The sequence below is a fragment of the Streptomyces sp. Ru73 genome, assembly GCF_002920575.1.
Lineage (GTDB): Bacteria > Actinomycetota > Actinomycetes > Streptomycetales > Streptomycetaceae > Streptomyces.
In genome coordinates, this window is the sequence record NZ_PQSQ01000076.1 from 1 (window position 1) to 22,862 (window position 22,862).

20 protein-coding genes are annotated in these 22,862 nt (G+C 72.7%); 14 read left to right on the forward strand and 6 right to left on the reverse strand.

The window, feature by feature from the left end:
* Positions 1-466 (forward strand): ATP-dependent dethiobiotin synthetase BioD (bioD, locus tag C3486_RS26655; protein WP_146075068.1); only part of this gene is annotated, 466 nt, incomplete at its 5' end.
* A 57-nt stretch (positions 467-523) separates the two neighbouring features.
* Here the strand turns inward: bioD and C3486_RS26660 are convergent.
* Positions 524-1,777: an MFS transporter gene (locus tag C3486_RS26660; protein ID WP_103835308.1), complete on the reverse strand. Its 1,254-nt coding sequence runs from the start codon at positions 1,775-1,777 to the stop codon at positions 524-526.
* Positions 1,778-2,379: 602 nt separating this feature from the next.
* Between C3486_RS26660 and C3486_RS26665 the strand changes: the two genes are divergently transcribed.
* Entirely contained in the window at positions 2,380-3,054 is a 675-nt protein-coding gene (locus tag C3486_RS26665; RefSeq protein ID WP_103835309.1) for a class I SAM-dependent methyltransferase, read from the forward strand.
* A 195-nt stretch (positions 3,055-3,249) separates the two neighbouring features.
* On the opposite strand, the gene C3486_RS37485 is transcribed toward C3486_RS26665, so the two are convergent.
* The 3 genes from C3486_RS37485 to C3486_RS26675 all read right to left on the reverse strand — a co-directional run bounded on the left by C3486_RS37485 (position 3,250) and on the right by C3486_RS26675 (position 6,533).
* The gene (locus C3486_RS37485; protein ID WP_181138711.1) at positions 3,250-3,423 is read right to left on the reverse strand and encodes a hypothetical protein; all 174 of its coding nucleotides are present in this window, start codon (positions 3,421-3,423) and stop codon (positions 3,250-3,252) included.
* A 678-nt stretch (positions 3,424-4,101) separates the two neighbouring features.
* Positions 4,102-5,037, reverse strand: a complete 936-nt coding sequence (locus C3486_RS26670; protein ID WP_103835310.1) for a LysR family transcriptional regulator — start codon at positions 5,035-5,037, stop codon at positions 4,102-4,104.
* Positions 5,038-5,081: 44 nt separating this feature from the next.
* Positions 5,082-6,533, reverse strand: a complete 1,452-nt coding sequence (locus tag C3486_RS26675; RefSeq protein ID WP_258053009.1) for a cytosine permease — start codon at positions 6,531-6,533, stop codon at positions 5,082-5,084.
* A gap of 137 nt (positions 6,534-6,670) precedes the next feature.
* Here C3486_RS26675 and C3486_RS38615 point away from each other — a divergent pair, with 137 nt between their 5' ends.
* The 6 genes from C3486_RS38615 (at position 6,671) to C3486_RS26705 (ending at position 12,089) form a co-directional block, all read left to right on the forward strand.
* The gene (locus tag C3486_RS38615) at positions 6,671-7,579 is read left to right on the forward strand and encodes a LysR family transcriptional regulator (RefSeq protein WP_103835311.1); all 909 of its coding nucleotides are present in this window, start codon (positions 6,671-6,673) and stop codon (positions 7,577-7,579) included.
* Positions 7,580-7,735: 156 nt separating this feature from the next.
* Complete coding sequence (locus tag C3486_RS26685; RefSeq protein WP_103835312.1) at positions 7,736-8,269, forward strand: flavin reductase family protein; 534 nt, start codon at positions 7,736-7,738, stop codon at positions 8,267-8,269.
* Between the two features lie 31 nt (positions 8,270-8,300).
* Positions 8,301-9,773, forward strand: a complete 1,473-nt coding sequence (locus C3486_RS26690; protein WP_103835313.1) for a 4-hydroxyphenylacetate 3-hydroxylase family protein — start codon at positions 8,301-8,303, stop codon at positions 9,771-9,773.
* Positions 9,770-10,231: a RidA family protein gene (locus C3486_RS26695; protein ID WP_103835314.1), complete on the forward strand. Its 462-nt coding sequence runs from the start codon at positions 9,770-9,772 to the stop codon at positions 10,229-10,231. Before C3486_RS26690 ends, C3486_RS26695 begins: the two co-directional genes overlap by 4 nt.
* The gene (locus C3486_RS26700; protein WP_103835315.1) at positions 10,228-10,911 is read left to right on the forward strand and encodes a DUF1028 domain-containing protein; all 684 of its coding nucleotides are present in this window, start codon (positions 10,228-10,230) and stop codon (positions 10,909-10,911) included. Before C3486_RS26695 ends, C3486_RS26700 begins: the two co-directional genes overlap by 4 nt.
* Positions 10,908-12,089 carry a M20 family metallopeptidase gene (locus tag C3486_RS26705; RefSeq protein WP_103835316.1) on the forward strand — a complete coding sequence of 394 codons (1,182 nt, stop codon included), beginning with the start codon at positions 10,908-10,910 and terminating at the stop codon, positions 12,087-12,089. Before C3486_RS26700 ends, C3486_RS26705 begins: the two co-directional genes overlap by 4 nt.
* Here C3486_RS26705 and C3486_RS26710 read toward each other — a convergent pair.
* Complete coding sequence (locus C3486_RS26710; RefSeq protein ID WP_103835317.1) at positions 12,067-12,669, reverse strand: TetR/AcrR family transcriptional regulator; 603 nt, start codon at positions 12,667-12,669, stop codon at positions 12,067-12,069. The genes C3486_RS26705 and C3486_RS26710 overlap by 23 nt on opposite strands.
* A 146-nt stretch (positions 12,670-12,815) precedes the next feature.
* Here C3486_RS26710 and C3486_RS26715 point away from each other — a divergent pair, with 146 nt between their 5' ends.
* The 3 genes from C3486_RS26715 to C3486_RS26725 all read left to right on the forward strand — a co-directional run bounded on the left by C3486_RS26715 (position 12,816) and on the right by C3486_RS26725 (position 17,282).
* Complete coding sequence (locus C3486_RS26715) at positions 12,816-14,315, forward strand: aldehyde dehydrogenase (RefSeq protein WP_258053010.1); 1,500 nt, start codon at positions 12,816-12,818, stop codon at positions 14,313-14,315.
* 50 nt (positions 14,316-14,365) lie between these two features.
* Positions 14,366-15,724 (forward strand): aspartate aminotransferase family protein, encoded by a 1,359-nt coding sequence (locus tag C3486_RS26720; RefSeq protein ID WP_103835319.1) that lies wholly within the window; start codon positions 14,366-14,368, stop codon positions 15,722-15,724.
* Positions 15,725-15,791: 67 nt separating this feature from the next.
* Positions 15,792-17,282, forward strand: coding sequence for an APC family permease (locus C3486_RS26725; RefSeq protein ID WP_258053011.1), 1,491 nt, complete (start codon positions 15,792-15,794; stop codon positions 17,280-17,282).
* Here C3486_RS26725 and C3486_RS26730 read toward each other — a convergent pair.
* Positions 17,279-18,505, reverse strand: a complete 1,227-nt coding sequence (locus C3486_RS26730; RefSeq protein ID WP_103835321.1) for a patatin-like phospholipase family protein — start codon at positions 18,503-18,505, stop codon at positions 17,279-17,281. The two genes, C3486_RS26725 and C3486_RS26730, sit on opposite strands and share 4 nt — an antisense overlap.
* Positions 18,506-18,709: 204 nt before the next feature.
* Between C3486_RS26730 and phnA the strand changes: the two genes are divergently transcribed.
* The 3 genes from phnA to C3486_RS26745 all read left to right on the forward strand — a co-directional run bounded on the left by phnA (position 18,710) and on the right by C3486_RS26745 (position 22,679).
* Entirely contained in the window at positions 18,710-19,966 is a 1,257-nt protein-coding gene (gene phnA, locus C3486_RS26735; protein ID WP_103835322.1) for a phosphonoacetate hydrolase, read from the forward strand.
* A gap of 145 nt (positions 19,967-20,111) precedes the next feature.
* On the forward strand, positions 20,112-21,449 hold the full coding sequence (locus tag C3486_RS26740; protein ID WP_103835323.1) for an MFS transporter: 1,338 nt from the start codon (positions 20,112-20,114) through the stop codon (positions 21,447-21,449).
* A gap of 63 nt (positions 21,450-21,512) precedes the next feature.
* On the forward strand, positions 21,513-22,679 hold the full coding sequence (locus C3486_RS26745) for a TIGR03364 family FAD-dependent oxidoreductase (protein ID WP_103835324.1): 1,167 nt from the start codon (positions 21,513-21,515) through the stop codon (positions 22,677-22,679).
* The last annotated feature ends 183 nt before the right edge of the window (positions 22,680-22,862 follow it).

Here is a 22,862-nt window from a genome sequence, read left to right on the forward strand (position 1 = left end):
CGCCACCGCCGCCCGCCGGGCCGGACTGCCCCCGGTACGCCCGCACGAGATCGCCGACGCGGCGGAGAAACTGGCCACCGAGCACGACCTGGTACTGGTGGAAGGCGCGGGCGGGCTCCTGGTCCGCTTCGACGAAACCGGCGCCACCCTCGCCGACGCCGCCAAAGCACTCGGCGCACCGATGCTGATGGTGGCGCAGGCCGGACTCGGCACACTCAACGCCACGGCGCTGACGGCGCTCGCACTGCGCACGGCGGGCATCGACACGCCGGGGGTGGTCATCGGCAGCTGGCCCGCCGAACCGGACCTCGCCTCCCGCTGCAACCTCGCGGACCTGCCGGAGTCGGCGGGGGCGCCGCTGCTCGGCCTGGTACCGGCCGGGTCGGGAGCGCTGCCGCCCGCCCGTTTCCGCGCGGAGGCGGCGGGGTGGCTGGCGCCTCGGCTGGGCGGTACCTGGCAGAACTAGCGGTACGAAGAAGGGGGCACCGGCTGCGAGCCGGTGCCCCCTTCGCGTACGCACGGGTCAGTCGAGCGCCGCGCCCTTGCGCTCCGGGATGAGGAGCATCGCGGCCATGTCCAGGACGTAGATGACGGCCAGCAGGCCGATCGCCTTCTGGAAGCCGTACGAGCCGGCGACCAGGGCGACGACCAGCGGGGCCAGGCCGCCGATGCCGCGGCCGACGTTGAAGAGGACGTTCTGCGCGGTGGCGCGGGCGTGCGTCGGGTACAGCTCGGCGATGAGCGCGCCGTAGCCGCCGGTCATGCCGTTGACGAACGCGCCCATGACGGCGCCGCCGATGAGTAGCGCGGTGGGCGTGGACAGCGTGGCGTACGCGAGGACCGTGACGACCGAACCGGCCTGGAAGAGCCAGAAGGTGGGACGGCGGCCGATGCGGTCGGCGAGGTGGCCGAAGGCGAGGATGCCGCAGGCCATGCCGACGACGGTGACGGCGGTCCAGGCGCCGGACTTGGTGAGGCTGTAGCCGAACTGCTGGGAGAGGTAGCTCGGCAGCCAGGTCATGATGCCGTAGTAGCCGAAGTTCTGTACCGAGGTCAGCACGAGGACGCCGAGGGTGGCGCGGCGCGCGGCGGGGGTGGCGACCAGGGAGCGGAGCGGCGCGGTGGCCGGGCGCTCGGCGGCCTTCGCCGCGGTGAAGGCGGCGGGCTCGTGCATGGTGCGGCGGAAGAGGAAGGCCGCGACGGCGGGCAGCACGCCGAGCGCGAAGAGGGCGCGCCAGCCCCAGGCTTCGATGACGGGCGCGGAGACCAGGGCGGCGGCGAGGACGCCGGTCTGCCAGCCGAGGCCGACGTAGGAGGTGCCGCGGGCGCGCTTGCGGCTGGGGAACGCCTCGGCGGCCAGTGCCATGCCGATGCCGAACTCGCCGCCGATGCCCATGCCCGCGACGAACCGCGCCGCGGCGAGCTGCGGGAAGTCCTGGGCGATGGCGGTGAGCCCGGTGAAGACGGCGAAGAGGATGATCGACCAGGTCAGGACGCGGATGCGGCCGAGGCGGTCGGAGAGTACGCCGAAGAGGAGGCCGCCGACGACGCAGCCGATGAGGGTGATGGTGGTGAGCGAGCCCGCCTGGGCGGGGTCCAGGTGGAGGCCGGCGGTGATCGCGGAGAGCGCGAAGCTGAGGATGAGGAGGTCGAAGCCCTCCAGGCCGTAGCCGACGGCGGAGGCGAGTACCGCCTTGCGGGCGTAGGCGTCGGTGGTGGCCTCCGGCGCGGCGCCCGGGTGGGCGTCCTCGACCGCTGGCGCGGGGTGGTTCGGCATGCGTCCTGCTCTGTCGTCCTGACGGTGGGCTGGGCGTGCGTCGGTTGTCAGTGGCGGGCGGTAGCTTCGGGAGGTGTGTGGCGGAGGTGGGGGAGGGACCCCGTCACGGGTCTCCTTGGGATCCCCGAGTCGGGGGTCCCGGGTGGGGATCCCCCCGGTTGGGGGTGGTTTCCCCGGCGGGAGACGCTCTCCTCGGACGGGGAGAGGGAGGGGCCCTGCCAGGAATCGGGAAGGGCCCTGCCAGAACCACTGCCAGGAATCGCGAAGCGGGCCGTTCAGCGCCGACGCGGCCGAGACGCCATTCTAGAACGGCGCCGCAGACGCCAGGACGTGGCCCTCGCGCAGGACGGCGTCTCCCCCGCCAGGACGTGCCCCTTGCCCACGGCGGCGCGCGCCGACGCCGGGACAGGGCCCCGGGCGCCAGGACAACGCCCTCCGGCGCACGTCCCAGCCCCTCGGCGCACGACCGAGCCCCCTCGGCACCGGCACCCGGCACCGGCACCCGCCCGATACCCGTCCCGCGCGGGCCCGGGACGAACCCGGTCCCCGGCGGCACAATCAGAAACGGAAGCCGTTGTCGTGCCGTTCGGGAAGGGCGAGGCATGTCGCTGCGCAACAGAGGACACCGGACCGCCGTGCACCACCCGCTCTTCGCCCGGGCCTACGTACGGCTCGGGCCGCTCGCCGATGTGCACGGCGGGGTGCGGCCGCTCCGGCGTGAGCTGCTGGCGGGGCTGTCGGGGCGGGTCATCGAGATCGGCGCGGGCGGCGGGCTGAACTTCGCGCACTATCCGGGCACCGTCTCGGAGGTGGTGGCGGTCGAGCCGGAGGCCGCGCTGCGGCAGGCGGCCCGTACGGAGGCGGCGCGCGCCGGGGTGCCGGTGGACGTGGTGCCGGCGGTCGCCGAGGCGCTGCCGGTCAAGAGCGAGGCGTTCGACGCGGCGGTGGTGGCGCTGGTGCTGTGCTCGGTACGTGACGTGCCGCGGGCGCTGGCGGAGCTGCGGCGGGTGCTGCGGCCGGGCGCCGAGGTGCGGTTCCTGGAGCATGTGCGGGCCGAGGGGCGCGGGCTGCGCGCGGTGCAGCGGGTGGCGGACCGTACGGTGTGGCCGCTGCTGAACGGCGGCTGCCATACGTCGCGGGATGCGGTGGCGGCGCTGCGTGCGGCCGGGTTCGCGGTGGAGCGGGAGCGGCGGCTGCGGGTGCCGCCGCGGGGCGTGACGCTGCCGTCGTCGCCGGTGGTACTCGGTACGGCGCGGCGCCCGGAGGCGGCGGCGTAGCGGTACGGGTACGGCACAGCGGCCGGAGACGGTCGCACAGGCCCTGGCACGGCCCGACGCCGGAGATGGTGTCCAGCGGTCTCCGCCCGGCTGGTGGCCCTCAGCACGCCACGGCGCAGAGCCAACGGCGCACGACACGACGCCCGGAGACGCCGGTGCAGCGGTCTCCGGGCGCCGGTCGCGTCCGCGGTCGGGTCAGCGGGCCTCTCCCGCCACGCCGACGCGCCGTGCGGTGGCGCCGCGGACGTTCGTGCACGGCACCTGTGCCCGCGGGGACTTGGTGCCGCGCTGTACGGCGAGTGCGTCGGCGGCGCGTACGCGTGCCGCCGAGCCGCGCTGGAAGACCAGCACCACGGCGGGTCCGCCCACTGCCCGTACGTCCGCTCTAACGGACTGGACTTGCCGCCAACGGCCCTGGATGAGCACCAGGTCGCCCTGCCTCACCTGCAGTGCCCTCACCGCCCCATCACAGCCCACACTTCTTTTCCCACCCCATCCGTCGCGGCAGTCCGCTCGGTGCCGTCCCCTCCCCAGGGGCGGCCGTCGGTCCTGCCTGATTTGGTTCGGTAACTGTGGCGGCTCGTTCGCTTTCGCGCACACTCCGATCCGGTCACATTGCCGACCCGGGCGGATACGCGCGCGGGGTGGTCAGGGGCGTTTGCTGGTGTGGCGGGGGCGGCCGGGTGGCGGGGGTGTGCGCGGCACTGGGTGCCAGGGGCCGTCCGAGCAGGGATTGCGCTCCCTCCTGCCAGGGAGAAGTGCAATATTGCATCCGTTCGGGCGGGTGCATTCATGCGTCAGCGCGCGGGCGCGCGCCGCTCCCGTGGCAATGCGTGCCACGCCGATCACGCCCCGCTACGGGCCGGTCACCGGCCTCTGACCTGCCCGCCCGCGGTGGTGCGGCGGAATCGCCCGGAACCGTCCCGGGTACCGCACTTGGGCTGATCACGGGCCTGTCCGGCCGCAATGGGCCACCGGGGCGGAAGGCACCGGGTGACGGCCGGATCAGGGCGGTACGTGGCGTACGACACTGCCGCTGACCGGGCGTTACCCGTCCGTACGGGCCGCTCCGGGCAGGGGCGGCTCCCCCGGCCAGTGACGCAGTTCACGGAGGAGCGTGAGGAAGGCGCGTTCCGCCGGGGAGAGCAGCCGGTCCCTGCGGTGCACCAGGCTGACCGGCCGGGGCTGCGGCGCGGGTTCGACGGGCAGTACGGCGAGCCGGCCGGCCCGTACGTCCTCCCCCACCGCGTGTTCGGAGATGAGGGAGAGGCCGAGCCCGGCGGCGACGCACTGCTTGACCGCCTCGGGGCCCCAGATGTCTGCGCGCGGCGCGTTCTCCAGGGACCAGTCGGCGAGTACCTGTTCCTGGAGGCTGCGGGTCTGGGAGCCGGGCTCGCGCAGCAGGAAGCTTGCCCCGGCCAGTTCCTCGGGCGTCACCCGGTCCGCGCCGGCGAGCCGGTGGCCGGGGGCCGCGACGAGAACCAGCCGCTCGTCGAGCACGGTCTCCACGACGAGCCGGTCGCCGTGCGGGCTGCCGGCCACCACGGCGACGCCGATGCCGCCGCCGAGCAGTTGTTCCTGTACGGCCTCGCCGTTGCCGACGAAGATGTCGCATTCGATGGCGGGGTGACGTTCGCGGTACCGGGCGAGCAGGGCCGGCAGCAGGTAGGTGCCGACGGTGGTGGAGCCGCCGACCAGCAGCCGTCCGGTGGCGAGGCCGCTGACCTGCTGCACGGCGGCGACCGCTTCTTCGGCGAGGAGGAAGACCCGCTTGCCGTACTCGGCGAGGACCTCGCCCTCGGCGGTGGGCCTGGCCCGGGTTCCCGACCGGTCGACGAGCGTGACGCGCAGCGACTGTTCGAGCCTGCGTACCTGGTTGGAGACGGAGGGCTGGCTCATGTAGAGCTTCTGCGCGGCGGCGGAGAAGCCCTGGTGCTCGACGACCTGCATGAAGATCCAGAGCCGGTGGAGGTTGAGTTCCATGGCGCCCCCGGGGGCTTTCGAAGATCGCTCGGCCGTCGCGCAGCCTAACCGTCCGACCGGCCGCCGGACAGGGCCACGGGCGGCTCTTCCGTGGTCTCCACGGTGCCGGGGCCGTGCCCTGACCGCTGCCGGGACCGTGCCCACAGCAGGTACAGCGGTGCCGTGACGACCAGTCCGACGAGCCAGGAGAGGTCGGCGCCGCCGAGGTGCGCGGCGAACGGGCCGGTGTAGAGGTCGGTGGCGAGGAAGGGGATCTGGACGACGATGCCGACGGCGTACGAGCCGAGCGCCACGGGGTTGAAGCGTCCGTAGCGGCCGCCGTCGGGGGCGAAGAGGGCGTCGAAGTCGTAGCGGCCGCGGTGCAGCAGGTAGAAGTCGATGAGGTTGATCGCGGTCCAGGGGACGAGGACGATCAGCAGGACGAGCACGAGATTGACGAAGTGGTTCACGAAGTCGCTGGACAGGCCGAGTGCGATGACCAGGGCGACGGCGAGGACCAGTGCGGAGACCGCGCCGCGTGCGACGACGCGCGGCTGCCAGCGGGCGCGGAACGTCTGCCCGATGGTGATCATCGACAGCACCGCGCCGTAGAGGTTGAGCGCGTTGTGGTTGATGACGCTGAAGAGGAAGAGCAGGAGGAGTACGGGGCCGAAGGCGCCGGCCGCGTCGTGGAAGCCGGCGACCGCGTCCGGGTCGGGGCTGACCAGCGCGACGACGGTACCGGCGAGGAACGGCAGCGCCGAGCCCAGGCAGGAGCCCCAGTAGGTGGCCCAGAAGGTGCTGGCGGTGCGGACGGTGCGCGGCAGGTAGCGGGAGTAGTCCGATACGTACGGCGCGAACGCCAGCTGCCACAGGGCGCTGAGGGAGACGGTGGCGAGCCAGCCGGCGAAGGTGAAGGAGCCGCGGGTGAGGAAGTCGTCGGGCAGGCCGCGGGCGACGACCGTGCCGAGTCCGGCGAGGATGCCGAGGCCGAGGACGACGGTGGCGAGCTTGTTGAGGGTGTGGATGAGGCGGTAGCCGATCAGGCAGATGGCCGCCGAGCCGGCCGCGCCCAGCAGGATGCCGGCGTCGACCGGGACGGCGGGCGCGAGGCCGTGCAGTGACTTGCCCGCGAGCACGATGTTGGAGGCGAAGAAGCCGACGTACATCGCGGCGGCGACGACCACGATGAGCAGGGCGCCCACCGAGCCGAACTGCGCCCGGCTCTGGATCATCTGGGGCACGCCGAGCTGCGGACCCTGCGCGGAGTGCAGCGCCATGAAGACGCCGCCGATCAGCTGGCCGACGGCGATGGCGAGGACGGCGGAGAGGAAGGACTGGTGGAAGACCTGGACGCCCATGGCACCGGTGACCAGCGGCAATGGCGCGATGTTGGTGCCGAACCACATGGTGAACAGGTCGCGGACCCGGCCGTGCCGTTCGGTTTCGGGGACGTGGTCGATGGTGTGGTGTTCCACTGCGGCGGGCGCTGCCGCGCCTCCTGCGGCTTCGGGCACGGGCACTCCTCGGACCGAGGGACGTGAGAGGGGGCGATGGCTGGGAGTGTTGAGGACGCGCGTTGGTCCGGTCAATCAGAGAAATCCGTGCTCTTCCATCTGATGAATTGATGCAGGGAGGGTGCGAGGATCACGCCATGCCCAAGGACGCCAACTTCACCCTCGTACAGCTCCGCTACTTCCTCGCCGCTGCGGAGCTCGGCAGCATGACGGCGGCGGCGCAGCGGATCAGTGTGTCGCAGTCGGCGATCTCCACCGCGGTGACGCATCTGGAGCGGGAGCTGGGGGTGCAGCTGCTGATACGGCACCACGCCAAGGGTCTGTCGCTGACCCGGGCCGGCGAGCGTTTCCTGCACGAGCTGCGCGGATTCCTCACGCATGCCGAGGGCTTGACGGAGACCGCCCGCAGTCTGGGGACGGAGCTGGTGGGCGAGCTGGCGGTGGGCTGCTTCCAGACGCTGGCGCCGTTCTTCCTGCCGCGGCTGCTGCGGGAGTTCGGGGACGCGCATCCCGCGGTGCGGGTGGAGGTCACCGAGGGCGACATCCGGGCGGTGCAGCAGGATCTGCGGGGCGGCCGGTGCGAGCTGGCGCTCCTGTACGACCTGGGGCTGGACCCGGACATCGAGCGGGAGGTGCTGGCGGTGGCGCCGCCGTACGCGCTGGTGCCGGCGGGCCATCCGCTGGCGGGTGCGGGCGCGGTGCGGCTCGCGGACCTGGCGGCGGAGCCGATGATCCTGCTGGACCTGCCGCTGAGCCGGGACTACTTCCGTTCGCTGTTCCTGAAGACGGGGGTGGAGCCCAAGGTGCGGCACCGCAGCACGAGTTACGAGACGGTGCGTGCGATGGTGGCGGCGGGGCACGGTTTCGCGCTGCTGAACCAGCGTCCGGTGCACGACGCGACGTACGACGGCGGGCGCGCCGTGGCGCTGCGGCTGACCGATCCGCTGCCGGCGCTGCCGGTGGTACTGGCGCGGCTGTCGGGGGTGCGGCCGACGGCCCGCGCGCAGGCGTTCGCGGCGGTGTGCCGGGCGGCGCTGGGCACCTGATCCCTCCCACGGTGCGGCCCCCGGAGCGGGCCTGACCTGCGCGGATCACAGCCATCTGGAAAACAGATGCAGTTGCTCGGAAACCTCTGCTTTACGGATGAGGGAGCGCGCGCCCATAGTCAGGGATCAGCAGACCCCGCACGCCTCGGGAGGCTGATGATGACCCTCACTCTGGACGACGCGGTGGATCCGCGTACCCGCCGCGCGGACTTCGTCGCGGCCATGGGCAACGCCGCCACCGGCGTCACGGTGGTCGCCACCGACGGCCCCGCCGGCCGCTTCGCGCAGACGGTCAGCGCGATGAGTTCGGTCTCCGCCGATCCGCCGTCGCTGCTGGTGTGCGTCAACCTGCGCAGCCCGCTGGCGGACGCCGCGGTGCGCAACGGCGTCTTCACCGTCAACGTCCTCGCCGTCGACCAGGCCCACGTCTCCGACGTCTTCGCGGGCCGCGCGTCCGGCGGTGAAGTGCCGTACCAGCCCTACGACTTCGGCTGTGCGAGCTGGCGGCCGCTGGAGACCGGCGCCCCCGGTCTGGCCGGTGCCGCCGCCGTCTTCGACTGCCGGCTGGCCGCCGGCCACGAGCACGGAACGCACCGCATCCTGCTGGGCGAGGTGCTCGCCTCGTCCGTCACCGCCGCGCGGCCGCTGGTCCACCACGCGCGTGCGTACGGGGCGCCCCGCCCCCTCTGACCTCGTTCCCTTCACCCTGAGGAGCACCCGCATGATCCGTACCGGGGAGCAGTACCGGGAGTCGATCCGCGACGGACGGGAGGTGTGGATCAACGGCGAGAAGGTCGCCGACGTCACCGCGCACCCCGCCTTCAAGCCGCTGGTCGACATCCGGGCCCGCATCTACGACATGGCCCACGAGCCGGGCACCCGTGACGTCATGACGTACACCGACCCGGACACCGGCGAGGTCAACGCGGTGCAGCAGAAGCCGCCGCGCACGAAGGCCGACTGGGACGCCAAGCGGGCCGCGACGGACGCGGTGCTCACCGACGTCGGCGGGGTGGTGACCCGGGTCGGCGACGAGACGATCGGCGAGGTGTGGTCGCTGATCGACGGCCAGGACGTGCTGGACGCGATCAACCCGGCGTACAGCGAGAACGTCAAGCGCCACATCGACCGGGCGTGCTTCGGCGACCCGTTCCACGTGTCGGCCAACACCGACCCCAAGGGTGACCGGTCCAAGCGTCCGCAGGACCAGGACCCGGACATGCTGCTGCACGTCGTGAAGGAGACGGACCGCGGGATCGTGGTGCGCGGCGCGAAGTACGAGACGGCCGCCGCGTACGCCAACCAGGCGTTCACCAAGCCCACCATCGCCAACTGGGGCGACTCCGAACTCTCCGACTACGCGCTGGGGTTCATGCTGGACATGGGCTCGCCGGGGCTGAAGTACATCTGCCGCACCGGTTTCGCGGGGCGCGCTCCGGCCGAGGACTATCCGCTGGCCAACCGCTTCGACGAGGTCGACACACTGGTGGTCTTCGACGACGTCGAGATCCCGTGGGAGAACGTGCTGTTCTACCGGGACACCAAGGCGGCCACGTTCATCCGGGCCACGCTGCACCGGTACAGCGCGTATGCCTTCACCCAGCGCAACCTGCGGCTCGCTGACCTGATGATCGGCGCGGCGCTGTGGAACGTGAAGCAGACCGGGCTGGAGAAGCAGCAGGCCGTGCAGGAGAAGCTGGCGACGCTGGCCTGCTACCGGGAGGGCATCAACGCGCACCTCACGGCGGCGGTGGCGATGGCGGAGCCGAGCCCCGGCGGGCTGCTGATGCCGCATCAGTCGCTGCTGTACACCGGCCGGGTGCTGGCCTGTTCGCAGCTGCACGAGATGATGCACATCGCGCGGGAGCTGTGCGGCGGGCAGATCTGCATCACGCCGGACAAGGCGTCCTTCGACCACCCGGACACCGCGCCGTGGCTCACGAAGTTCTACTCGATCAATGAGCACTGGGTCGCCGAGGACCGCCGCAAGCTCCTCGCGTACGCCCGTGACCTGCTGAACTCCGACTACGCGGGGCACCGGCTCACCTTCCAGCTGTTCGCGCAGTCCCCGCCGTTCGCGCATCTCGGCGCGGTCTACCGGAACTTCGACTGGGACGGTCCGCTGGACCTGGTGAAGGACGCGGCGGGACTGTCGGACAACGTACTCGGAACCCTCGGGAGGACCGCCAAGTGAGCGCCCCGCACGACCGCATCCGCCGCTTCAACACCGCCGACACCTATCCCGAGCAGCAGCTCTCCAACGACCTGGCGCAGGCCGTGGTCGCCGAGGGCACGGTGTACCTGCGCGGCCAGATCGGCCAGGACCTGGAGACCCGCGAGAACGTCGGGGTGGGTGACGTGGCCGCGCAGGCGGAGCGGGCGATGGCCAACATCGACCTGCTGCTGCGGGAGTGCGGCAGCCGGCTCGACGAGATCGTGAAGATCACCGTGTATCTGACCGACATCCGCTTCCGTGAGGACGTGTACCGGGTGATGGGCCGCTGGCTGAAGGGCGTGCACTACGTCTCGACGGGCCTGGTCGTCTCGGCGCTGGCCCGGCCCGAGTGGCTGGTGGAGATCGACGCGACGGCGGTGATCCCGCAGGAGCGGCGGGCCGAGGCCGCGGCGATCCGGGCGGAGGCGGCCGAGTGACCTTCTCCATTGCCGCGCGCTGCACCCGCACCGGCGAGTTCGGCGTCGCCGTGTCCTCGTCCTCCCCCGCCGTCGCCGCGCGCTGTGCGTACGTACGGGCCGGAGTCGGCGCCGCCTGCTCGCAGAACGTCACGGACCCCCGGCTGGGCCCCGAACTGCTGGACGCGCTGGCCGCCGGTACCGGTGCCGGGACGGCGATGGCGCGGCTCGCCGCGGCCGTACGGCACGTGGACTGGCGCCAGTTGACGGTCATCGGCGCGTCCGGTGAGCCCGCCGCGTACTCCGGTGACCGCACCCTGGGGGTGCACGCGGAGGCGGTGGGCGAGGACGCGGTCGCCGCGGGCAACCTCCTCGCCGACCCCGGCGTGCCGGCCGCGATGCTGGCCGCCTTCGCCGCGGCGGACCCCGCGGCGCCACTGGCCCGGCGGCTGGTGGAGGCGCTGGCGGCGGGCGCGGCAGCGGGCGGCGAGGCAGGGCCTGTGCACTCGGCGGGGCTGCTGGTCAGCGGCCAGGTGGCGTGGCCGGTCACCGATCTGCGGGTGGACTGGTCGGACGGCGATCCGATCGCGGAGCTGGCGGACCTGTGGAAGCGGTGGGAGCCGCAGGCGGCGGACTACGTCCGGCGTGCGCTGGATCCGGCGGCCGCACCGGGGTACGGCGTGCCGGGTGATCCCGCATGACCAGTACCGATACGGCCGCGCACTCCGCCGTACGGGACGCCGTCGCCGCCTCCGCCGATGACCTGCTGGCCCTCAGCCACCGCATCCACGCCCACCCGGAGACCGCCTGGGAGGAGGAGCGGGCCGCCGACTGGACCGCGTCCGCCCTCGCCGACCTGGGCTATCGGGTCACGCCCGGGATCTGCGACCTGCCCACCGCCTTCTCCGCGACGATCGGCTCCGGGCCCTTGCACCTGGCGCTCTGCGCGGAGTACGACGCGCTGCCGGGGCTCGGCCACGCCTGCGGGCACAACATCATCGCCGCCTCGGCCGTGGGCGCCGCTGCCGGACTGGCCCGGGTCGCCGACGACCTGGGGCTGACGGTGACGGTGCTGGGCACGCCGGCCGAGGAGGGCGGCGGGGGCAAGATCCTGATGCTGGAGCGCGGTGCGTTCGACGGGATGCACGCGGCGATGATGGTGCATCCGGGGCCCGTGGACGTCGCGGAGGCGGAGCCGTACGCGGTGGCGCATCTGCGGATCGACTACGAGGGGAAGGCGGCGCACGCCGCGGCCTATCCCGAGCGGGGCCGCAATGCGGCGGACGCGTTCACCGTCGCGCAGGTCGCGATCGGCCTGCTGCGCCAGCAACTCCCCCACTCCGTAAGGGTGCACGGGATGGTGACCCGTGGCGGTGAGGCGCCGAACGCGATCCCCGAGCGGACCAGCGGGCGGTGGTACGTCCGGGCCGGTTCGCTGGAGGAGCTGGCGGCGGTGCGGCCACGTGTCGAGCGGTGTTTCGAGGCGGGCGCGCTGGCGGCCGGGTGTGAGCTGTCGGTGGCGCACGAGAGCCCGCCGTACGCGGAGTTCCGTACGGACACGGACATGCTGGGGCTGTACCGGGCGCACGCGGAGGCGGTCGGGCGGACGTTCACCCCGCCGTCGGCGCCCGAGGCGCGGATGAACCGGGCCTCGACCGACATGGGCAACGTGTCCCGCGTGCTGCCCGCGATCCATCCGTACCTCGGCATCGGGTCACTGCCCGCGGTGAACCATCAGAAGGAGTTCGCCGCGCACTGCGTGACGCCGGAGGCCGACCGTGCCGTGCTGGACGGTGCGACGGCCCTGGCGCTGACGGCGGCGTCGCTGGCGGCCGATCCCCGGCAGCGGGCGCGGCTCACAGCCGCGCGCACCCCGTGACCGTACGGGCGAAGCGGAGGACCGCGTCGTACGCCGTGGCGTGGTCCACCGCCGGGTTGCGGCTGAAGATGTGCAGGCCGTACCCGTCCTCCAGCGCGACCAGGTCGCGCGCCACCTCGGCCGGCGGCGCGGTGAGCGTGAACTCCCCTGCTGCGGCGCCGAGTTCGAGCACGGTCGTGTAGAGCGCGACCTCGCGTGCGTACAGCGACGCCATCAAGGTGGCGTGCGGCCGGCTGCGGTCGGCGAGCCCGTGCAGTTCGTAGAGCAGCTTGTGCACCCCGTCGTCCCTGTCGCGCGGCAGGCCGCTTCCGGCCGCCGCGCGCAGGCGTGCCACCGGGTCGGTGATGGCGTCGGTCTCGGCGTGCCGGTGTGCGAGATAGCGCTCCACGGCGGCCTGGTGGACCTCGAAGACCAGGTCGTCCAGCTCCGGGTAGTAGTAGAGCACCGAGCCGGCCGAGACCTCCGCCTCGGCCGCGATGTCCTTGATGCGCAGGCCCGCCAGGCCGCGCCCGGTGATGGCCCGGCCCGCCGCCTCGATGAGCGCCTCCCGCCTCGCGCCTTGGTTCTTGGTCCTCGCCATGCCGCTGATTCCCCGTTTCCGACGTCAACGAATGCGGTTTTCTGCCCCGCGATGCATTGACAGACTATCGCCCCATAGTTTGAATCTGCGTTCAAAGAATGCGTGCAAGGAATGCTTCGCCCACCACTCTTCCGCCAGGAGGCGGCGTGGAACACGCACCCACTCATCAGGAATGGCAGCGGCGGGCCGCCGCGCTCCGCCCGGAGACCCGGGCGTTTCTCGGCGGGGGATACACCGAAGCCGCCGACGGCCGCACCTTCACCGACATCGACCCCGCCACCGGCAAGCCCGTCGCCGAGGTCGCCCGCTGCGGCGCCGCCGACGTCGACGCGGCCGTGCGCGCGGCCCGCACCGCCTTCGAGGACGGCCGCTGGTCCCGGGCCGCGCCCGCCGAGCGCAAGCGCCGGCTGCTGCGCCTGGCCGAACTCCTCACCGCGCACGGCGCTGAGCTGGCGCTGCTCGACACCCTCGACATGGGCAAGCCCATCACCGAGACGCTCACCGTCGACGTACCGGGCGCGGCCGGCTGCTTCGCCTGGCACGCGGAGGCGGTCGACAAGCTGTACGACGAGGTCGCGCCGACCGCGCCGGGCAGCCTCGCGGTGGTGCGCCGGGTGCCGCTCGGCGTGGTCGGGGCCGTGGTGCCCTGGAACTTCCCCCTCGACATGGCCGCCTGGAAGCTGGCGCCCGCGCTGGCCGCCGGGAACAGCGTGGTGCTCAAGCCCGCCGAGCAGTCCCCGCTCTCCGCACTGCTGCTGGCCCGGCTCGCCGCGGAGGCCGGCATCCCCGACGGCGTGCTGAACGTGGTGCCCGGCTTCGGCGAGGAGGCGGGGCAGGCCCTGGGCCGCCACCCCGACGTGGACGCGCTGGCCTTCACCGGCTCGACGGCCGTCGGCAAGCTGTTCCTCTCCTACGCCGCCGAGTCCAACCTCAAGCAGGTCTGGCCCGAGTGCGGCGGCAAGAGCCCCAACCTCGTCTTCGCCGACGCCGACCTGACGGCCGCCGCCGAGAAGGCCGCCTGGGGCTTCCTCTACAACTCCGGCCAGGTCTGCTCCGCCAACACCCGTCTGCTGGTGGAGAGTTCGGTCGCAGAGGAGTTCACCGCGCGGGTCGTGGAGCACGTACGGCGGTGGCGGCCCGGCGATCCGCTCGACCCCGCCACGGTGCTCGGGCCGCTCGTGGACGAGGCACAGGCCAACCGTGTGGTGAGCGCCGTGTCGACGGCGCGTGCCGCCGGCGCGACGGTGGTCTGCGGCGGCACCCGCCCGGCACGCCCCGGCGCGTACGTCGACCCGGCCGTGGTGACCGGCCTGACGCCGGACGCGCCGCTCGCCCGCGAGGAGCTGTTCGGCCCCGTGCTGGCCGTCCTGCCGTTCGCCGGCGAGGCGGAAGCGGTGCGGCTCGCCAACGACTCCCCGTACGGGCTGGCCGCCTCGGTGTGGACCCGGGACATCGGCCGGGCGCACCGGGTGAGCGACGCGCTGCACGCCGGGACGGTGTCGGTGAACACCGTCGACGCGCTCGACCCGGTGACGCCGTTCGGCGGCTTCAAGCAGTCCGGCTTCGGCCGGGACCTCTCGCTGCACTCCTTCGAGAAGTACACGGGGCTGAAGACCACCTGGCTCCACTACGGCCAGGACGCGTGACAGCACTGCCCACGGCACTTCCCACGGCACCCACGGAAGGACACCCCACCATGGACCACACCGCTCTCGCCGCCGCCGACCGGGCCCGGATCATCCACCCGTACCTGCCCTCCTCCGTCGAGGAGCGGGTCGTGATGACCGAGGGGTCCGGCTGCCGGCTCACCGACGCCGAGGGCCGCTCGTACCTCGACGCCACCGGCGGGCTCTGGCTCGCGCAGATCGGGCACGGCCGGGAGGAGGTGGCGCGAGCCGCAGCCGAGCAGATGCGGAAGCTGGAGTACTTCACCAGCTTCTGGGAGTTCTCCAACGACCGGGCGATCGAGCTGGCCACGCGGCTCACGTCGCTCGCCCCCGCCGGGCTCGGCCATGTCTACTTCACCTCCGGCGGCTCGGAGGGCAACGAGGCCGCGATCAAGATGGCGCGCTACTACCACCACCGGCGCGGCGAGTCCTCCCGCACCTGGATCCTGGCGCGCGACAAGGCGTACCACGGGATCGGCTACGGCGGTGGGTCGGCGACCGGCTTCCCTCTGTACCACGAGGGCTTCGCGCCGATGATGCCGCACGTCAGCCACCTGACGCCGCCGTGGCCCTACCGCACCGAGCTGTACGGCGGCGAGGCGCGCACCCCCGAGCAGGTGACGGACTTCCTGATCCGGGAGCTGGAGGAGCGGATCGCGGAGATCGGGCCCGGCAACATCGCCGCGATGATCGGTGAGCCGATCATGGGCGTGGGCGGCATGCTGGTGCCGCCGGCCGACTACTGGCCGCGGGTGCGGGAGGTGCTGGACCGGCACGGCATCCTGCTGATCTTCGACGAGGTGGTGACGGCGTACGGGCGGGTCGGCGAGTGGTTCGCGGCCCAGCACTTCGGCGTCACGCCCGACATCATCGTCACCGCCAAGGGCATCACCTCCGGGTACACGCCGCTGGGCGCGCTGCTGGTCGGGGACCACGTGGCCGAGCAGCTGCTGCGCGAGCACGGCTTCCCGATGGGCTACACCTACAACGGCCACCCGGTCGCGGCCGCGGTCGCGCTCGCCAACCTCGACATCATCGAGCGGGAGGGGCTGCTGGCCCGCGCGGTGGAGCTGGGCGCGACGCTCCACGGCGAGCTGGAGGCCCAGCTCGGGGAGGTGCCGGTGGTCGGCGAGGTGCGGTCGGTGGGCATGATGCTCGCCGTCGAGCTGGTCGCCGATCGCGCGACCCGCGAGCCGCTGCCGGTGCGGCCCGAGCGGATGCCGCACGATGTGATCCGGCGCGAGACCGGGGTGATCGTCCGGGACTCCGCGCACAGCATCGTGCTGTCGCCGCCGCTGGTCATGACCGAGGCGGAGGCCAAGGAGACCGCCACAGCACTGCGGTCGGTCCTGGAACGCACCCTGCCCACCGGAGAGATCCGGGCCTGATCCGCCCGGCCGCGAGTCCCTCGCTCCGCTCGGCCGCGACCGGCCACGAATGGAAGGGCGATCTGCCGTGTCCGTACCACCCACCGGATCCGCACCCGCACCACCGTCGCCGCCGCCTTCGCCGCCGCAGGGGGCCGTTCCGCATCTGCACCGCAGCCTGCGCCGGTTCGACATCATGGCCATGGGCGTCGCGGCCGTCATCTCCTTCGACGTGCTGGGGCAGCTCGCCACCGGCGGGGGCGAGGCCGTCACCTGGATCGCCGTGCTCGCGGTGGGCTTCCTGCTGCCGTACGCGCTGGTCTTCGCCGAGACGGGGGCCGCCTTCCCGCAGGAGGGCGGTCCGTACGTCTGGGTGAAGCTGGCGTTCGGGCGCTCCGCCGCCGCGCTCACCACGATGTTCTACTGGGTCACCAATCCGGTGTGGCTCGGCGGTTCGCTGGTGTTCGTCGCGGCGGAGGCGTGGGACGGCTTCGTCTTCCCGCTCGGGTCGGGGACGGTGGCGGACTACGCGTTCAAGCTGGTGTTCATCTGGGCGGCGATCCTCACCGCGATCGTGTCGCTGCGCCGCGGCAAGTGGATCACGACGGCGGGCGCGGCGGCGAAGGTGCTGGCGCTCGCCGTCTTCTCCGGCACGGCGGTCGCGTACGGCGTGGCGCACGGTTTCCACGGCCTGGGCCATGCCTCCTTCGCGCCGTCCGGGGCCGGGTTCCTGGCCCTGGTGCCGGTGCTCCTCTTCGCGTACGTGGGGTTCGAGGCGCCGAACGCGGCGGGCGACGAGATGCACGACCCGCAGCGGGACGTGCCGGTCTCCATCGGCATCTCCGGGCTGATCGCCGCGTGCTGCTACCTGCTCCCCGTCCTGGCGATCCTCTCGGCGGCGCCGGCCGGGCAGGTGACGGGCATCGGCGGGTTCATGGACGCGGCGCGGCTGGTCTTCGGGGTGTACGGGGCGTGGAGCGGGCCGCTGCTGACCACGACGGCCGTGCTGTTCGTCTTCGCGCTGCTCACCCAGGGCAGTGCGTGGATGATCGTCAGCGACCGGATGCAGGCGATGACGGCGGCGGACGGCGGGTTCTTCCGCCGCGGGCTGGGCGCGTTCCACCCGCGGCTGGGCACGCCGGTCCGGATGAACCTCCTCTCGGGGATCACCGCGACGCTGTTCATGGTGGCCGCGATGAACCTGGCGGCCGGTGACGCGGCAGCCGTCTTCGGCGTCGTCCTCACCGTCGCCATCACCACCCTGCTGCTGTCGTACCTGGTGATAGTGCCGGCCCTGATCCGCCTCCGGCTCCGCCGCCCCGAGGCGCCCCGCCCGTACCGCGTCCCGTTCGGCACCCCCGGCTTCGTGTGCAGCGCGGTCCTCGTCTACGCCTGGATCGTGCTGGGCTCCTGGGTCGCCCTCTTCCCCGGCACCCTGGAACACCTCGTCGGCCTGGACTACGCCTTCCACGCCACCTGGGGCGTCACCCGCCCCGCCTTCGAAGCCTTCACACTGGGGACGGTGGTCCTGCTCCTGACGGTGGGCGCACTGGGCCTGCGGCGCAGAGGCGGGGCTTAGGGCGCGTCGCTGCGCCACAGCTTGGTGGCGTCGTTGCCGGCTTCGTCGAGGAGGAGTTGGGCGTCGCGGCGGCCCAGTTCCATGGCGGCGTCGAGGAATTCGGGTTCGAAGAGGAGGTAGCTGAGGAGTTCGCCGCGGCTGTGGCCCGGGCCGAGGAGGAAGGCGAGCACGGTCAGGTCGAGGTTGGTCAGCCGCTGGGTGCCGCGGAAGTACGTGTCGAGGACGTAGGCGGCGCACTCGCCGAGCTGTCCCGACTGGCCGCGCTGCGGGCTGCCGTAGAGGTACTCCACGATCTCGTAGGCGCGCCCGGCGGGGCTGGTGGCCTTGCCGCCGGACTTCAGCAGCTCGTCCACCTTGCCGAGGGTGCGGGTGTCCTCGATCATCCGGTCGGCCAGCACACCGCTCATGACCTGCGCGGAGACGTCCAGTACGGAGGGCGGGGGTGCGGCCTTCCGGTGGGCGCGGGGCAGGTACCGCAGCGGGGAGGTGGCGATGATGACGACACGGCGGGCGCCGAGCGCGATGGCCGGCTTGATGGGCGCGTTGAGCCGCACCCCGCCGTCCATGTACCAGCCGCCGGCCTCCTGGACGTACACGGGCGGGAAGGCCACCGGGATGGCGGCGGAGGCCAGCACGTGCTCCTCGGTGAGCACGGTCCGGGTGTAGTCCACCGCGCGGTCGGCGTCGCTCTCCGGCAGCGCGGTGGCACGCGGGCCCTCCGTAAAGATCTCGGTCCGGCCGCTGTGGCAGGCCGTGGCGGCCACCGCCACGGCCTGCACCGTGCCGCTCAGCATGTTGGCGTGCAGCCGGTGCCAGTCCAGCTTCGTCCGGAGGGTGTCGCGCAGCGGGCGGGTGTCGAGGAGGCCGGAGAGCGGTGGGCTCTTCGGGTCGAACAGCCCGGTGAGGTACTGCCGCAGGACGACCGGCACGGCCCGGGGGAGGAACGGCGTGAAGACCTGGTCCTTGGTGAGGCTGCGCCAGGCGCCGAGCGCCTCGTCGGCGGCCTGCTCGGCGGGCAGGTGCGCGAACGAGGCGAAGAGCACCGCGTTGAAGGCGCCGGCGCTCGTGCCCACGAACGTGTTCGGGCGCTGCCCGGCCGCGGCGAGCTTCGGCAGCAGCTCCGCCAGCATGCCGGCCTCGTAGGCACCGCGGGCACCGCCGCCCGCCAGTACGACAGCCACGGGTGCGCCGTCCGGCGGCGCCCCGGCCTCCTGATCGCTCATCACCACTCCCCTCGCACGGACGGTCGGCAGGTCGATCGCACACCGCCGCACGGCGCCGCTGCAACGGCGGAACCGGCCATGCCCCACTCGGCTATGGGCGGTATAGGAATTCCGGTGGTTCTGCGCCGGGCCCCGGCGGTGTTCCCTGGTGGGGCAGGGCGGCACGACCGGCCGCCGACTTCGACCTCAGGGGTGGAACCGCACATGAAGGAAGCTGGTGCCGAGCGGCTGACCGTCAACGGACGCGGCTACGCCTGGCCCGTCCGGCCCGTCGTCGTGGTGTGCATCGACGGCAGCGAGGACGCCTACCACGAGCGGGCCATCGCCGACGGCCGGATGCCGTTCCTGGAGCGGATGCTGCGGGACGGCAGCGATCTGCGCGCGGACTGCACGATGCCGTCCTTCACCAATCCCAACAACCTGTCCATCGCGACCGGAGTGCCGCCGTCGGTGCACGGGATCTGCGGCAACTACTTCTACGACCCGGCGGCCGACGCCGAGGTCATGATGAACGACCCGGAACTGCTGCGGGCGCCGACGCTGTTCGCGGAGTTCTCGCGGGCGGGCGCCAAGGTCGCGGTGATCACCGCGAAGGACAAGCTGCGCCGGCTGCTGGGCAAGGGCCTGCGGGACGGCATCTGCTTCTCGGCGGAGAAGGCGGACCGGGTCACCCAGGAGGACAACGGCATCGAGAAGGTGCTGGAGCGGGCCGGCATGGCACTGCCCTCGGTCTACAGCGCCGAACTGAGCGAGCTGGTGATGGCCGCGGGCGTGGACGTGCTGGAGCGGGAGCGTCCGGAGCTGATGTACCTCTCGCTGACGGACTACATCCAGCACAAGCACGCGCCCGGCTCCCCCGTCGCGAACGACTTCTACGCCATGCTGGACCGGTACTTCGCGCGGATCGACGCGCTCGGCGCGGTCCTCGTCGTCACCGCCGATCACGGCATGAACGCCAAGAGCGATGGCAGCGGAGAGGCCCAAGTGGTCTATTTGCAGGACGAGTTGGACGCGCGGCTGGGTGCGGGCGCGGCGCGCGTCGTGCTGCCGATCACGGACCCGTACACCGTGCACCACGGTGCGCTCGGCTCGTACGCCACGGTGCACCTGCCGGCGGGCGCCGACGTGGACGCGCTCCGCGCCGGACTGGCCACGCTGGACGGGGTGGCCGAGGTGATGGGGCGGGAGCGGGCCTGCGTCCGCTTCGAGCTGCCCGGCGACCGGATCGGCGAGCTGGTCGTCATCGCCGAGCGCAACACGGTACTGGGCACCACGCCGGCGCGGCACGACATCTCCGGCTTCACCGAGCCGCTGCGCTCGCACGGCGGACTGTCCGAGCAGCGGGTGCCGTTCCTGGTGAACGCGCCGGTCGGGCCGCTTCCGCCGGCCCACCGGCTGCGCAACTTCGACAGCTACTGGGTGGGCACGTCGGTGGCGGCGGAGGTGCCGCTCACCGCCTGAACCGCCCCTTGGACCCCGTCACCTGACCTACCGTCACCCAACCCCCCATACGGACGCATCGCACCACCCCGGCCCCGGCGTGCCGCCGAGGCGCGCGCCGGGGCCCCGTCATGCCCGAATCCAGGCCGAGGGACAGGACACCGCCATGGCCGACCTCGCACCGCAGTCCGTACCGTCACCACCACCCGGGCCCGCGCTCGCCACGCGGGAGGCGCTGAAGCGGACGGCCCGCTGGCGCCGGCAGATCTTCGCGGTCACCTGGATCGCGTACGCGGGCTTCTACTTCGTCCGCCAGGCGTTCTCCGTCGCCAAGCTCGGCATCCTGGACGATCCCCTGGTCAGCGGGGTGCTCACCGAGCAGGTGCTGGGCGTGCTGGACGCGGTGTACCTCGCGGCGTACGCGGCCGGGCAGTTCCTGTGGGGCATGTGGGCGGACCGCTTCGGTCCGCGGGTGGTGGTGGCCGGCGGCATGGCCGGCGCGGTCGTCGCCGCGTGCGCCATGGGCCTGAGCAGCGCGGTGCTGGTGTTCGGCGGCGCGATGGTGGTCCAGGGGCTGGCGCAGTCGGCGGGCTGGGCGCCGCTGTGCAAGAACATGGGCAGTTTCTTCGCGGTGCGCGAGCGCGGCCGGGTGCTCGGCATCTGGAGCAGCAACTACGCCTTCGGCGGGCTCGCGGCGCCACCGTTCCTCGGCTGGTGGGCGTACGAGGTGTTCGGCAGCTGGCACGCGGCGTTCTTCGCGGGCGCGGTGACGCTCGCCGTGGTCCTGGCGCTGTTCCTGGTCTTCCAGCGGAACACCCCGCAGGACGTGGGGCTGCCCGACCCGAACCGTACCGAGGAGGAGCCCACGGCCGGCGCGCCCGCGGCGCAGCCCCGGCAGCGTGCGCTGACGCTGTACAGGGAGGCGCTGCGCGACCGTATGGTGCTGACGCTCGGCGCCGCGTACTTCCTGCTGAAGCCGGCCCGGTACGCGATCCTGCTGTGGGGCCCGGTGATCGTCAGCCGGCGGCTGCCAGAGGTCGGCAAGGTGGGCGCCACCCTCATCCCCGTGGCGTTCGGGGTCGCGGGCGTGCTCGCGCCGATCCTCATCGGCTGGGTGTCCGACACCCTCTTCCGGTCCCGACGGGTGCCGCCGTGCGTCCTGGCGCTGGCCCTGCTGACCGTGGTCCTCGCGCTGTTCATGCCGCTGACGGCGACCGGCAGCGCGGCGGTGATGCTCGCGGTGCTGGCGGTGATCGGGCTGGCCGTGTACGCGGCCGACGCGATGATCAGCTGTGTGGCCGCGGTGGACTTCGGCACCGCGGGCGGCGCGGGCACGGCAGCGGGGCTGGTCAACGGCTGCGGCTCGGTCGGCGCGATCCTCGGCGGCCTGCTGCCCGGCTTCCTGTCCAGCACCGCCCTGTTCTACGGTTTCGCCGCCGCGGCCCTGCTCGCCGGCCTCCTGATGCTGCCGCAGTGGCACCGCCTGCCGGCCGCGGCGTCCTGAACCGCTCCCCGGTCCATCCAGAGGTTCCATCCGCAGTGCACCACCACTGAGAGGGGATCACCCATGGCGACCCGTACCACGCCCCGCGGCGGCCGTACCGAGCGGCGGGCCGACACCGCCGTCGTCGGCGGCGGCATCGTCGGACTCGCACACGCCCTCGCGGCCGCCGAGCGCGGCGACCGCGTCGTCGTCTTCGAGCGCGACGACCGCTCCGTCGGCGCCTCCATCCGCAACTTCGGCATGATCTGGGCGGTGGGCCAGCGGCGCGGCGCGATCTACGAGAGGGCGCTGCGCAGCCGCGAGATCTGGCTGGAGGTGGCGGCGAAGACCGGGCTGTGGGCCGCGCCGGCCGGTTCGCTGCACCTGGCGCACCACCCGGACGAGGCCGCGGTGCTGGAGGAGTTCGTGGCCACCACGCCGGCGGCCAGGGACCGCGGTACGCAGCTGCTCACCGCGCGGGAGACGGTGGCGCGGAGCCATGCCGTGCGTCCGGACGGGCTGCTGGCCGCGATGTGGAGCCCGACGGAGCTGAACGTCGATCCGCGGCACGCGATCCCTGCGGTCGCCGCGCACCTGGCCGAGGAGTACGGCGTGGACGTGCGCTTCGGGACGACGGTCCGCGGCATCGACCTGCCGGCCGTCTCGACGACGGCCGGGGACTGGCGGGTGGACCGGGTCTTCGTGTGCAGCGGGAACGACTTCGAGACGCTGTACCCGGAGGTGTTCGCGGCGAGCGGGCTGGTCCGCTGCAAGCTGCAGATGCTGCGGACGGGCGTACAGCCGGGCGGCTGGCAGCTGGGTCCGATGCTGTGCGGCGGGCTGACGCTGTTGCACTACGCGGCGTTCGAGGACCTGGCGGCGCGCGCGGCGCTGGACGCGCGGATGCGGGCGGAGCTGACGTTCCACCGGGACAACGGCATCCACGTGCTGCTGTCGCAGACGGCGGACGGGCGACTGACGATCGGCGACAGCCATGCGTACGCGACGACGCACGACCCGTTCGAGAGCGAGGCGATCAACGCGGCGATCATGGACTATCTGGCGGGCTTCGCGCGGCTCCCGGACACCGCGGTCACCGAACGCTGGTCGGGCTACTACCCCTCGCTCCGGGACGGCCGTACGGAACTGGTGGTCGATCCGGAGCCCGGCGTGACGGTGGTCAACGGCGTCGGCGGGGCCGGGATGACGCTCTCCTTCGGGCTTGCCGAGGAGGTCGTGGCGGGGCGCTGACCTGCACAAATAAGGGGAGCGACACATTGCGCCGCCTTGTGAGCCAGATCACCTCTTTGCCGTGGAATGCCCGGCCCACCCCGTTTGCTGACATACGTGCGACTGCCGGTGGGACAGTGTCCCCGGGCCTCACCTATTGCCCGTGGGGAAGATCGTTCGGCTGAAGCCCCACGGAGCCTTTCG